Origin of the sequence: Brevundimonas sp. UBA4553 (assembly GCF_002387245.1) — a bacterium.
Classification (GTDB): domain Bacteria; phylum Pseudomonadota; class Alphaproteobacteria; order Caulobacterales; family Caulobacteraceae; genus Brevundimonas.
The window spans coordinates 1-13,351 of the sequence record NZ_DGLD01000020.1 but is presented as its reverse complement, the minus strand read 5'-3'; the positions used below and the strand labels follow the sequence as shown (position 1 = coordinate 13,351).

Sequence of the window (13,351 nt, the reverse complement as noted above, 5' to 3'; positions counted from 1 at the left end):
GCCGTGGCTGCTGCATTGACGTCGGGCTCTCATTCCTTTGTGGGATGGGCTCGCGATTGGGAAAACAGAATGGCAAACTCCACTGACGGTCTCGCCCTGGGTAAGATCGCCTCCGCCACCTCGTTCACCGGAAAGAAGCGCATTCGTCACTCGTTCGGGCGTATTCCCGAAGCGGTGAAGATGCCGAACCTGATCGAGGTTCAGCGCGCTTCCTACGAGCAGTTCCTGCAGCGCGAAGTGCGCAGCGGGATCCGCAAGGACCAGGGCATCGAGGCGGTCTTCAAGTCGGTCTTCCCGATCAAGGACTTCAACGAGCGCGCCGTCCTGGAGTACGTGTCCTACGAGTTCGAGGACCCCAAGTACGACGTCGAGGAATGCATCCAGCGCGACATGACCTATGCCGCGCCGCTGAAGGTCAAGCTGCGCCTGATCGTCTTTGAGACCGAGGAAGAAACGGGCGCCCGTTCGGTCAAGGACATCAAGGAGCAGGACGTCTACATGGGCGACATCCCGCTCATGACGGACAAGGGCACCTTCATCGTCAACGGCACCGAGCGCGTGATCGTCTCGCAGATGCACCGCTCGCCGGGCGTCTTCTTCGACCACGACAAGGGCAAGACCCACTCGTCGGGCAAGCTGCTGTTCGCCGCCCGCGTCATTCCCTACCGTGGTTCGTGGCTCGACTTCGAGTTCGACGCCAAGGACGTGGTCTTCGTCCGTATCGATCGTCGCCGCAAACTGCCGGCCACCAGCTTCCTGCTGGCCCTGGGCATGGACGGCGAGGAAATCCTCAAGACCTTCTACGAGACCGTCCCCTACGAGAAGCGCGGCGAAGGCTGGGTCACGCCCTACAAGCCGGAACGCTGGCGCGGCGTGAAGCCGGAGTTCGACCTGGTCGACGCCGACACCGGCGAAGTGGTCGCGCAGGCTGGTCAGAAGATCAGCGCCCGCGCCGCCAAGAAGCTGGCTGACGGCGGCCTGGTGTCGCTGTCGCTGGCCGCTGACGCCCTGCTGACCAAGTATCTGGCCGCCGACGCCGTCAACTACGAGACCGGCGAGATCTACGCCGAGGCCGGCGACGAGCTGGACGCCGAGGCGATCGCCCTGCTGGAAGAGCACGGCTTCACCACCATCGACGTGCTGGACATCGACCACGTCACGGTCGGCGCCTACATGCGCAACACCCTGCGCGTGGACAAGAACACGGGTCGTGAAGACGCCCTGTTCGACATCTATCGCGTCATGCGCCCGGGCGAGCCGCCGACCCCGGAAGCCGCCGAGGCCATGTTCAACTCGCTGTTCTTCGACAGCGAGCGCTACGACCTGTCGGCCGTGGGCCGGGTCAAGATGAACATGCGTCTGGAGACCCCCGAGGTTTCCGACGAAATCCGCGTCCTGCAAAAGGACGACGTGCTGAAGGTGCTGCAGATCCTGGTCGGCCTGAAGGACGGCCGAGGCGAGATCGACGACATCGACAACCTGGGCAACCGTCGCGTCCGTTCGGTCGGCGAGCTGCTGGAAAACCAGTACCGCGTCGGTCTGCTGCGCATGGAGCGCGCCATCAAGGAGCGCATGAGCTCGGTCGATATCGACACGGTCATGCCGCACGACCTGATCAACGCCAAGCCGGCCGCGGCGGCTGTGCGTGAATTCTTCGGCTCTTCGCAGCTGTCGCAGTTCATGGACCAGACCAACCCGCTGTCGGAGATCACCCACAAGCGTCGCCTTTCGGCGCTTGGCCCGGGCGGTCTGACCCGTGAGCGCGCCGGCTTTGAAGTCCGCGACGTTCACCCGACCCACTATGGCCGCATCTGCCCGATCGAAACGCCGGAAGGCCCGAACATCGGTCTGATCAACTCGCTGGCCACCCACGCGCGCGTCAACAAGTACGGCTTCATCGAGAGCCCCTATCGCCGCGTGAAGGAAGGCAAGGCCACGGACGAGGTGGTCTACATCTCGGCCATGGAAGAGGCGAAGCACGTCATCGCCCAGTCCAACATCGAGCTGAAGGCGGGCGAGATCGTCGAGGACCTGGTCCCCGGCCGGATCAACGGCGAATCCCAGCTGCTGACCAAGGCCGACGTCGACATGATGGACGTGTCGCCGAAGCAGGTCGTTTCGGTCGCTGCGGCCCTGATCCCCTTCCTGGAAAACGACGACGCCAACCGCGCACTGATGGGCGCCAACATGCAACGTCAGGCCGTGCCTCTGGTGCAGTCGGACGCGCCGCTGGTCGGCACCGGCATGGAAGCGGTCGTGGCCGTGGACTCCGGCGCGGTCGTGATCGCCCGTCGTGACGGCGTGGTCGAGCAGATCGACGGCACGCGTATCGTTCTGCGCGCCACCGGCGACGTGGACGCGGGCCGTTCGGGCGTCGACATCTATCGCCTGTCGAAGTTCCAGCGCTCGAACCAGTCGACCTGCATCAACCAGCGCCCGATCGTGCGCGTGGGCGATGAAGTGAAGGCCGGCGACGTCATCGCTGACGGCCCGTCGACGGACCTGGGCGAACTGGCCCTGGGCCGTAACGTCCTGGTCGCCTACATGCCCTGGAACGGCTACAACTTCGAAGACTCCATCCTGATCTCCGAGCGCATCGTGCGCGACGACATCTTCACCTCCATCCACCTCGAGGAATTCGAAGTGATGGCGCGTGACACGAAGCTTGGGCCGGAAGAAATCACCCGCGACATCCCCAACGTCGGCGAGGAGGCCCTGCGCAACCTCGACGAAGCGGGCATCGTGGCCATCGGCGCCGAAGTCCAGCCGGGCGACATCCTGTGCGGCAAGGTCACGCCGAAGGGCGAGAGCCCGATGACGCCGGAAGAGAAGCTGCTGCGCGCCATCTTCGGCGAGAAGGCTTCGGACGTCCGCGACACCTCGCTGCGTCTGCCGCCCGGCGTCGCCGGCACGGTCGTCGACGTGCGCGTCTTCAACCGTCACGGCGTCGACAAGGACGAACGCGCCGTGGCGATCGAACGCGCCGAAATCGAACGCCTCGGCAAGGACCGCGACGATGAGCTCAAGATCCTGGAGCGCAACGTCTATGGCCGCCTGAAGCCGCTGCTGCTCGGCAAGGACGCCGTCTCGGGCCCGAAGGGCATGGGTCGCGGCGCCGTGACCGAAGAGAAGCTGGCCGAAGTGTCCAAGGGCCTGTGGTGGCAGGTCGCGCTCGACGACGAGAAGTCGATGGGCGAGCTGGAAGCCATGAAGAAGCAGTTCGAGGACGCCCGTAAGGCGCTCGACCGCCGCTTCGAGGACAAGGTCGAGAAGCTGCAGCGCGGCGACGAGCTGCCGCCTGGCGTGATGAAGATGGTCAAGGTCTTCGTGGCCGTGAAGCGCAAGCTTCAGCCCGGGGACAAGATGGCCGGCCGTCACGGCAACAAGGGCGTCATTTCCAAGATCCTGCCGATCGAGGACATGCCGCACCTGGACGACGGCACCCACGTCGACATCGTTCTGAACCCGCTGGGTGTGCCGTCGCGCATGAACATCGGCCAGATCTTCGAGACCCACCTGGGTTGGGCCGCTGCTGGCCTCGGCAAGCAGATCTCCGGTCTGCTCGAGCAGTGGATGGACGGCGGCATGCGCGACGCCCTGGTGTCACGTCTGACCGAAATCTACGGCGCCGATACTCCGCTGCCGCAGAGCGACGAAGAGCTGATCGAGCTGGCCCAGAACCTGGCCAAGGGCGTGCCCTTCGCGACCCCGGTCTTCGACGGCGCGCACATCTCGGACATCGAGGACCTGCTGGAATCGGCCGGTCTGGATCGTTCGGGTCAGTCGATCCTGTTCGACGGCCAGACGGGCGAGCAGTTCAAGCGCCCGGTCACGGTCGGCTACGTCTACATGCTGAAGCTGCACCACCTGGTCGACGACAAGATCCACGCCCGCTCCATCGGCCCGTACTCGCTCGTCACCCAGCAGCCGCTGGGCGGTAAGGCGCAGTTCGGCGGTCAGCGCTTCGGGGAAATGGAGGTCTGGGCTCTGGAAGCCTATGGCGCCGCCTACACCCTGCAGGAGATGCTGACGGTCAAGTCCGACGACGTGGCCGGCCGCACCAAGGTCTACGAGGCCATCGTCCGTGGCGACGACAGCTTCGAAGCCGGCATTCCCGAGAGCTTCAACGTGCTCATCAAGGAAATGCGCTCGCTGGGTCTGAACGTGGAGCTGGAGAACAGCTGATCGGAAGCTGAAGCCCTCTCCCGCATGGCGGGGGAGGGCGGTCCGACCGCCTCTCCTCTCTGAATGAATTTTCGCGGGGCATTCCCGCAGAAGGAAAAAAGATGAACCAGGAAGTCCTGAACATCTTCAACCCGGTCCCGGTCACGCCGACCTTCGACCAGATCAAGATCGCCCTGGCTTCGCCGGAGAAGATCCGGTCGTGGTCGTTCGGCGAGATCAAGAAGCCGGAAACCATCAACTACCGCACGTTCAAGCCCGAGCGTGACGGTCTGTTCTGCGCCCGTATCTTTGGCCCGACCAAGGACTACGAATGCCTGTGCGGCAAGTACAAGCGCATGAAGTACAAGGGCATCATCTGCGAGAAGTGCGGCGTTGAAGTCACGCTGGCTCGCGTTCGCCGCGAGCGCATGGGTCACATCGACCTGGCCGCCCCGGTCGCCCACATCTGGTTCCTGAAGTCGCTGCCGTCGCGCATCTCGCTGATGCTGGACATGGCGCTGAAGGACGTCGAGCGCGTCCTGTATTTCGAGAACTACATCGTCACCGAGCCGGGTCTGACCCCGCTGAAGCAGAACCAACTGCTGACGGAAGACGAGTTCTATCGCTACCAGGAAGAATACGGCGACGACGGCTTCACGGCTGAAATCGGCGCTGAGGCCGTCCGCAACCTGCTGATGGGCATCGACCTGAACGCCGAGGCCGAGCGCCATCGCGGCGAGCTGGCCGACAACCCGTCGGAAATGAAGGCCAAGAAGGCGTCCAAGCGCCTGAAGCTGATCGAGGCCTTCCTGGAATCCGGCAACAAGCCGGAGTGGATGATCCTGACGATCGTCCCGGTCATCCCGCCGGAACTGCGTCCGCTGGTGCCGCTGGACGGCGGCCGCTTTGCGACGTCGGACCTGAACGACCTGTATCGCCGGGTCATCAACCGTAACAACCGCCTGAAGCGCCTGATCGAGCTGCGCGCGCCGGACATCATCATCCGCAACGAAAAGCGGATGCTGCAGGAATCGGTCGACGCCCTGTTCGACAACGGCCGCCGCGGTCGCGTGATCACGGGCGCCAACAAGCGTCCGCTGAAGTCGCTGGCCGACATGCTGAAGGGCAAGCAGGGTCGCTTCCGCCAGAACCTGCTGGGCAAGCGCGTGGACTACTCGGGCCGTTCGGTCATCACCGTGGGTCCCGAGCTGAAGCTGCACGAGTGCGGCCTGCCGAAGAAGATGGCGCTCGAGCTGTTCAAGCCGTTCATCTATGCGCGTCTGGACGCCAAGGGCCTGTCGGGCACCGTCAAGCAGTCCAAGCGCATGGTCGAGCGCGAGCAGCCGCAGGTGTGGGACATCCTCGAAGAGGTGATCCGCGAGCACCCGGTCATGCTGAACCGCGCGCCGACGCTTCACCGTCTGGGCATCCAGGCGTTCGAGCCGAAGCTGATCGAGGGCAAGGCCATCCGCCTGCACCCGCTGGTCTGCACCGCCTTCAACGCCGACTTCGACGGCGACCAGATGGCTGTTCACGTCCCGCTGTCGCTGGAAGCGCAACTCGAAGCGCGCGTCCTGATGATGTCGACGAACAACATCCTGTCGCCCGCCAACGGCAAGCCGATCATCGTGCCGTCGCAGGACATCGTCCTGGGTCTGTACTACCTGTCGCTGGTCAAGGATAACCAGCCGGGCGAGGGCAAGCTGTTCGCCAACATGGGCGAGATCGACGCCGCCCTGGACGCCAAGGTCGTCGGCCTGCACACCAAGATCAAGGCGCGCTGGACCGAGATGAACGCGGCTGGCGAAGTCGTCACCAAGGTCATCGACACGACCCCGGGCCGGATGAAGCTGGGCGCGCTGCTGCCGCACAACGCCAACATCGGCTACGGCCTGCTCGACAAGAACCTGACCAAGAAGGAAATCGGTAACCTGATCGATCAGGTCTATCGTCACTGCGGTCAGAAGGCGACGGTCATCTTCGCCGACCAGATGATGCAGCTGGGCTTCCGTGAAGCCGCCAAGGCCGGCATTTCCGTGGGCAAGGACGACATCGTCATCCCGGCCAAGAAGGAACAGATGGTCGCGGAAACCCGCACCCAGGTCGAAGAGTACGAGCAGCAGTATGCTGACGGCCTCATCACCAAGGGCGAGAAGTACAACAAGGTCGTCGACGCCTGGGCCAAGGCCACGGACAAGATCGCTGACGAGATGATGGGCGAGATCGCCCAGCCTCGCGTCCTGATCAAGGGCCAGGAGCCGGACATCAACTCCGTCTTCATGATGGCCAACTCCGGCGCCCGTGGTTCGCAAGCCCAGATGAAGCAGCTGGGCGGCATGCGCGGCCTGATGGCCAAGCCTTCGGGCGAGATCATCGAGACGCCGATCATCTCGAACTTCAAGGAAGGCCTGACCGTCCTTGAATACTTCAACTCCACCCACGGCGCCCGTAAGGGTCTGGCCGACACCGCGCTGAAGACCGCCAACTCGGGTTACCTGACCCGTCGTCTGGTGGACGTGGCGCAGGACTCCATCGTCACCGAGGAAGACTGCGGCTCGACGCGCGGCATCACCCTGCGCGCCGTCGTCGAAGGCGGCGACGTGCTGGTCTCGCTGGGCCAGCGGGTCCTGGGTCGCTATGCGGCCGAGGACATCAAGGAGCCCGGCGGCGACAAGGTCCTGTTCCCTGCCGACACCTATCTGCAGGAAGAAGAGATCGAGGCCATCGACGCGGCCGGCGTTCAGTCGATCAAGGTCCGTTCGGCCCTGACCTGTGAAGCCGAAGCCGGCATCTGCGGCATGTGCTACGGCCGTGACCTGGCGCGCGGCACCAACGTCAACATCGGCGAAGCGGTCGGCGTCATCGCCGCCCAGTCGATCGGCGAGCCGGGCACCCAGCTGACGATGCGTACCTTCCACATCGGCGGTACGGCCCAGGTGGCGGAAACCTCGTTCTACGAGGCGACCAACGCCGGTAAGGCCAAGATCGTCGGCCCGACCGTTACGGCGGCGCACGGCGACCTGGTGGCTCTGAGCCGCAACGTCGTCGTCATCGTGGTCGTGGACGGCAAGGACCGCGAGACCCACAAGGTCCCGTACGGCGCCCGCATCCGCGTCAAGGAAGGCGCGGACATCGCCAAGGGCCAACGTCTGGCGGAGTGGGACCCCTACACCACCCCGATCCTGACCGAAGTCGGCGGCGTGATCCGCTTCGAAGACCTGGTCGACGGCCTGTCCGTCCGCGAAGAAACCGACGAAGCAACGGGCATCGCCCAGCGCGTGGTTTCCGACTGGCGCGCCAGCCCCCGCGGTTCGGACCTGCGTCCGGCCATGGGCGTCACGACCGGCGACACCTACGCCAAGCTGGCCTCGGGCTCTGACGCCCGCTACCTGCTGCCCGTGGGCGCCGTTCTGTCCGTGTCGAACGGCGACGAGGTCAAGCCGGGCGAGATCATCGCCCGTGTTCCGACCGAAGGCGCCAAGACCCGCGACATCACCGGCGGTCTGCCGCGAGTCGCCGAACTGTTCGAAGCCCGTCGTCCGAAGGACTGCGCCGTCATCGCCGAAATGGATGGCCGCGTTGAGTTCGGTCGCGACTACAAGAACAAGCGTCGCATCAAGATCACCCCGGAACTGGACGCCGACGGCAACCAGGCCGAGGCGGTCGAGTTCCTGATCCCGAAGGGCAAGCACATCTCCGTCCACGACGGCGATCTGATCCAGAAGGGCGACTACATCATCGACGGCAACCCGGATCCGCACGACCTGCTGCGCATCCAGGGCGTCGAGGCGCTGGCCGAGTATCTGGTGAACGAAGTGCAGGAGGTCTATCGACTGCAAGGCGTGCCGATCAACGACAAGCACATCGAAGTCATCGTCCGTCAGATGCTGCAGAAGGTGGAAGTCCTGGATTCGGGTGAAACCACCCTGATCCGCGGCGACACCGTCGAAGTGGCCGAAGCCGCTCTGGAAAACGCCAAGGTCGAGAAGCGCGGCGGTCGTCTGGCCACCACGCAGCCCGTCCTGCTGGGCATCACCAAGGCGTCGCTGCAGACCCGCAGCTTCATCTCGGCGGCGTCCTTCCAGGAGACCACCCGCGTCCTCACCGACGCCTCGGTCCACGGCAAGAAGGACATGCTGGAAGGCCTGAAGGAAAACGTCATCGTCGGCCGCTTGATCCCGGCGGGCACGGGCGCCTATCTGCGCTCGCTGCAGAAGCTGGCCAACCAGCGCGACGCGGAACTGACCCAGGCCCGCGAAGACGCGATCGAGCCGCTGCCGGCCGATCTGGCCCTGGAACTGGAAAAGTCGGACGACTGATCCGTTTCAGAAGCGAAACTGAAGAAGGCGGCGCTGGTGACAGCGCCGCCTTTTTCTTTGTCGCCGGCCTACCGCCCTTCGGGCTGCTTGAGGCTGGGGGGCGCCATGGGGGCTAGCGAGGCTCGGGCGGCTTGTTGCTGTCCTGGCGAACGTTGGTGCTTGCGCCCTGGCGCATGGACGGATCGAGGTGGGCGCCGGCGCAGCCCACGCCGAAGTTCGAGCCGGGGCATTCCTGCGGCGGCATGACGCCCGTGCCGCCCGACAGCGGACGTCTTTGGGACTCGTAGCGCTGCATCTCGCGGGCGCCTTCGCGGGCGAAGCGGGCGTCGCGCTCGGCGTTGCCGCTGCCGGTGATGGGGCGCTGGGCCCCCTCTGCGGCGCGGGCGTTGAAGCGCTCATCGCAGATGGCGCGCTCGCCGGGCGTGAGCACGGCGCGCGAGGGGCAGCCCGCGGGCGAGGTGCGCAGGGCGCGGGCGTTGCGCCCGTCCTGGCCCTCGGGCGCGACCCGCCAGGCGTCGGATACGCCCGGCACGCCCGAGGCCGCGGCCGACGGCGCGCCGGGGGCGGGGTTGGCGAGACGCGGCGCGGGCGGGGCGGGCAGACCGTCCGCCTCGTCCTCATCCTTCTTGCGGGGGCGAAGGGTCGTCACCGGGGCGGGGGCGGGCGCGGCGCGTTCGGCCGCGGCCGGCGGCGCCGGGGTCGGCGCAGGCACATAGGGGCGCGCCGGGGTGGGCAGAGGCGCCGGCGGCGCGATGGGCGCTGTCCTGGGCGGAGCGGCGGGGACGGGCTGCGGCGTGGGCGCGGCGACCGGCGCGGGGGTCGGCGTCGGCGCAGGCGGCGCGATGGTCGGACTGGGGCGCTCGGGCAGGGGCGTCGCCCGTTCCGGGGCGGGCAGGGGCTCCTCGGTCGGGAGCGGCGGGACCAGGCGCGGCGCCGGCAGGGGCTCGGGCAGGGGTTCCGGCGGCAGGGTGGGGCGTTCGATCTCGACCTGGATGATCGGCTGGAGGTCGGGCCGGGGCGCTGGATGGTCCTCGCTGGCCGCCAGCAGCACCATGGAGCCGAGGACGACCACATGCATCAGGAGGGATGCGCCGGCCAATAGGCCGCGCCGCACGCCGGGACGCAGACGCCGGGCCGGAGCCCGAGCCAGAACTGCAACGCTCATAGCGGCTCCCCAATCCTCGTCGAGAGAATGATGCCAAGGCAAGCATGGCAATATAGCGGCGAATCCGCCAGCCAAGGAACGGCGATCTTTTTGGCGCGCCGCAGGCGGCCAATCGCAGCGCGCCAAGGCGCGGCGGGGCGCGGCGAAAGGCTGAATCACTTGACGCCTTCACCCATCGCGCGTAAACGGCGCGCACTTTCGAGACGTGGGCGGTTCGCCGTCCGTCGAGATCGAGACAATTGAACGGACGGGCTGTGCCCGCCGGAACGCCCGAAGCGCGCGTTCCGGTTTTTTCGTTTGGCTGTCCCGGCTCACTCGATCAACACCCGGGCCGCGCTTCGGCGTTGTCCAAAAGAAGGCTCATGAGGCGCCCCGGCCGAAAGGCACACGCCTCCATATCGAAAAGAGACAATCGTATGCCTACGATCAACCAACTGATCCGCAAGCCGCGCAAGCCCAAGCCCACCCGTAACAAGGTCCCGGCTCTGGAAGGTTCGCCCCAGCGTCGCGGCGTTTGCACCCGCGTCTACACCACGACCCCGAAGAAGCCGAACTCGGCTCTGCGTAAGGTCGCCAAGGTCCGTCTGGCCAAGAACGGCTACGAAGCCGTTTGCTACATCCCCGGCGAAGGCCACAACCTGCAAGAGCACTCGGTTGTTCTGATCCGCGGCGGCCGCGTGAAGGACTTGCCCGGCGTGCGTTACCACATCCTGCGCGGCGTGCTCGACACGCAAGGCGTCAAGGACCGCAAGCAGCGTCGTTCGCACTACGGCACCAAGCGTCCGAAGTAAGCGAACCGTTTTCAGGCCTGCTGGTCTGGACCCTCAGAGATTTTCCCGGCGCCTGCCGGGCACTGCAAGGAATAACCCATGTCGCGTCGTCACCGCGCCCAGAAGCGTGAAGTTCTGCCGGATCCCAAGTTCGGCGATCTGATCGTCACCAAGTTCATGAACTACGTCATGTACGAAGGTAAGAAGGCCGTCGCCGAGAACATCGTCTATGGCGCCTTCGATATCCTGGCCGAGAAGAAGAAAGACCACACTGCGGTCGAAACCTTCCACACCGCGCTCGACAACGTCGCGCCGTCGGTCGAAGTCCGTTCGCGTCGCGTCGGCGGCGCCACCTACCAGGTGCCGGTCGAAGTCCGTCCGGACCGTCGTCGCGCCCTGGCCATCCGCTGGCTGGTGAACGCTGCGCGCAAGCGCGGTGAAAACACCATGACGGAAAAGCTGGCCGCCGAGCTGCTGGACGCCTCGAACAACCGCGGCACCGCGGTCAAGAAGCGCGAAGACACCCACAAGATGGCCGAAGCCAACCGCGCCTTCAGCCACTACCGCTGGTAAGCGTCTTCAAAGCGCCATCAGGCGCGCTTATCTGAGGCTATCAAGCGCGGGCGGTTTGAGCTAAATCGCCCGCGCTGTCTTATCCGAATATCACCTTGGGCGCCCGTCGCGTCCGCGAAGCACCCCGAAGGCAACTCCAATGCCCCGCACACATAAAATCGAAGACTACCGCAACTTCGGCATCATGGCCCACATCGACGCGGGCAAGACGACGACGACCGAGCGGATCCTGTTCTACACCGGCAAGTCCCACAAGATCGGCGAAGTCCACGACGGCGCCGCCACCATGGACTGGATGGACCAGGAACAAGAGCGCGGCATCACCATCACGTCCGCCGCGACGACCGCTTTCTGGAAAGAAAAGCGCCTCAACATCATCGACACCCCCGGCCACGTGGACTTCACCATTGAAGTCGAGCGTTCGCTGCGCGTGCTCGACGGCGCCGTGACGGTGCTGGACGGCAACGCCGGCGTCGAGCCGCAGACCGAAACCGTCTGGCGTCAGGCCGACAAGTACTCGGTGCCGCGCATCGTCTTCGTCAACAAGATGGACAAGATCGGCGCCGACTTCGACGCTTCGGTCCAGTCGATCCGCGACCGCCTGGGCGCCAAGGCTGTGCCGATCCAGTTCCCGATCGGTTCGGAAAGCTCGCTGTCGGGCCTGGTCGACGTCGTCGAAATGCGTTCGGTCGTCTGGGACAACGACGCCCTGGGCGCCAACTTCACCGTCGGCGAAATCCCGGCCGATCTGATGGACAAGGCTGTTGAAGCCCGCCAGTACCTGATCGACAACGCCGTCGAACTCGACGACGAGGCGATGGAAGCCTACCTGGGCGGCGAAGAGCCTTCGGTCGAAACGCTGAAGAAGTGCATCCGTAAGGCCGTGCTGACCGGCGCCTTCTATCCGATCCTGTGCGGCTCGGCGTTCAAGAACAAGGGCGTGCAGACGCTGCTCGACGCCGTCGTCGACTACCTGCCGTCGCCGCTCGACATCCCGCCGACCCCGGGCATCGACTTCAAGACCGAAGAGCCGATCGTGCGCAAGGCGTCGGACGACGAGCCCCTGTCGGTCCTGGCGTTCAAGATCATGGACGACCCCTTCGTCGGCTCGCTGACCTTCTGCCGCCTCTACTCGGGCAAGATGGAAACCGGCATGTCGCTGCTGAACTCGTCGCGTGACAAGAAAGAGCGCGTCGGCCGCATGCTGCAGATGCACTCGAACAACCGCGAGGACATCAAGGAAGCCTACGCCGGCGACATCGTCGCCCTGGCCGGCCTGAAGGAAACCCGCACCGGCGACACGCTGTGCGATCCCATCAAGTCGCCCGTCATCCTCGAGAAGATGGAATTCCCGGCGCCCGTGATCGAGATCTCGGTCGAGCCCAAGACCAAGGCCGACCAGGAGAAGCTGGGCGTGGCTCTGGCCAAGCTGGCTTCGGAAGATCCGTCCTTCACCGTCTCGACCGACCACGAGTCGGGCCAGACCATCCTGAAGGGCATGGGCGAGCTTCACCTGGACATCAAGATCGACATCCTGAAGCGCACCTACAAGGTCGAAGCCACGATCGGCGCCCCGCAGGTGGCCTATCGTGAATCGCTCGGCCGCAAGGTCGACATCGACTACACGCACAAGAAGCAGACCGGCGGTACGGGCCAGTTCGCCCGCGTCATGATCACCTTCGAACCCGGCGAGCCGGGCTCGGGCTTCGTGTTCGAGAACTCGATCGTCGGCGGTGCAGTGCCCAAGGAATACATCCCGGGCGTTGAAAAGGGTCTGGAGTCCGTCAAGGACAACGGCCTGCTGGCCGGCTTCCCGCTGATCGACTTCAAGGCGACCCTGACGGACGGCAAGTACCACGACGTCGACTCCAGCGTGCTGGCGTTCGAAATCGCGGCCCGCGCCGCCTTCCGCGAACTGAAGGAAAAGGGCGCACCGAAGCTGCTCGAGCCGATCATGGCGGTCGAGGTCGTGACCCCCGAGGAATACCTCGGCTCGGTCATCGGCGACCTGAACGGCCGTCGCGGCATGATCCAGGGTCAGGACATGCGCGGCAACGCGACTGTCGTGAACGCCTTCGTCCCGCTGGCGAACATGTTCGGCTACGTGAACACCCTGCGGGGCATGTCGCAAGGCCGCGCCCAGTTCACCATGCAGTACGACCACTACGAGCCGGTGCCGCAACACGTCGCCGACGAAGTGATCAAGAAGTACGCCTAAACCCGTTGTCGCCCGTCGTTCGCGACGGGCGCACTTGAAACCCGGGCGGTTTGAGCGCAGACCGCCCGCCTTCATCCCCAAACCAATAGGACCCCCGGTTCGGGGACCCAGGAGCTAGAAGATGGCCAAGGAAAAGTTCGAA

Annotated in this window: 6 protein-coding genes; 5 read left to right on the top strand and 1 reads right to left on the bottom strand. The window is 65.3% G+C overall.

Features of this window, described 5'->3' with window-relative positions:
- Window positions 1-69 precede the first annotated feature (69 nt).
- The gene (gene rpoB / locus B4A39_RS14925; RefSeq protein WP_292037360.1) at window positions 70-4,185 is read left to right on the top strand and encodes a DNA-directed RNA polymerase subunit beta; all 4,116 of its coding nucleotides are present in this window, start codon (window positions 70-72) and stop codon (window positions 4,183-4,185) included.
- A gap of 101 nt (window positions 4,186-4,286) precedes the next feature.
- A complete protein-coding gene (gene rpoC, locus B4A39_RS14920) occupies window positions 4,287-8,483 on the top strand; it encodes a DNA-directed RNA polymerase subunit beta' (RefSeq protein WP_292037359.1) in 4,197 nt (1,398 codons plus the stop codon).
- A 112-nt stretch (window positions 8,484-8,595) separates the two neighbouring features.
- Here the strand turns inward: rpoC and B4A39_RS14915 are convergent, their stop codons facing one another.
- Window positions 8,596-9,648: a hypothetical protein gene (locus tag B4A39_RS14915; protein ID WP_292037358.1), complete on the bottom strand. Its 1,053-nt coding sequence runs from the start codon at window positions 9,646-9,648 to the stop codon at window positions 8,596-8,598.
- A gap of 416 nt (window positions 9,649-10,064) precedes the next feature.
- Between B4A39_RS14915 and rpsL the strand changes: the two genes are divergently transcribed.
- From rpsL to fusA, 3 genes are all read left to right on the top strand, one after another.
- Window positions 10,065-10,439 carry a 30S ribosomal protein S12 gene (gene rpsL, locus B4A39_RS14910; protein WP_292037356.1) on the top strand — a complete coding sequence of 125 codons (375 nt, stop codon included), beginning with the start codon at window positions 10,065-10,067 and terminating at the stop codon, window positions 10,437-10,439.
- 78 nt (window positions 10,440-10,517) lie between these two features.
- Window positions 10,518-10,991 carry a 30S ribosomal protein S7 gene (gene rpsG, locus B4A39_RS14905; RefSeq protein ID WP_201100533.1) on the top strand — a complete coding sequence of 158 codons (474 nt, stop codon included), beginning with the start codon at window positions 10,518-10,520 and terminating at the stop codon, window positions 10,989-10,991.
- Window positions 10,992-11,130: 139 nt separating this feature from the next.
- Window positions 11,131-13,209: an elongation factor G gene (fusA, locus tag B4A39_RS14900; RefSeq protein WP_292037354.1), complete on the top strand. Its 2,079-nt coding sequence runs from the start codon at window positions 11,131-11,133 to the stop codon at window positions 13,207-13,209.
- Window positions 13,210-13,351: the final 142 nt, after the last annotated feature.

What these genes read in the sequence shown, in the direction of transcription:
- rpoB (WP_292037360.1), top strand. Translation starts at nt 70, where the DNA reads ATGGCAAACTCCACTGACGGTCTCGCCCTGGGTAAGATCGCCTCCGCC.
- rpoC (WP_292037359.1), top strand. Translation starts at nt 4,287, where the DNA reads ATGAACCAGGAAGTCCTGAACATCTTCAACCCGGTCCCGGTCACGCCG.
- B4A39_RS14915 (WP_292037358.1), bottom strand. Translation starts at nt 9,648, where the DNA reads ATGAGCGTTGCAGTTCTGGCTCGGGCTCCGGCCCGGCGTCTGCGTCCC.
- rpsL (WP_292037356.1), top strand. Translation starts at nt 10,065, where the DNA reads ATGCCTACGATCAACCAACTGATCCGCAAGCCGCGCAAGCCCAAGCCC.
- rpsG (WP_201100533.1), top strand. Translation starts at nt 10,518, where the DNA reads ATGTCGCGTCGTCACCGCGCCCAGAAGCGTGAAGTTCTGCCGGATCCC.
- fusA (WP_292037354.1), top strand. Translation starts at nt 11,131, where the DNA reads ATGCCCCGCACACATAAAATCGAAGACTACCGCAACTTCGGCATCATG.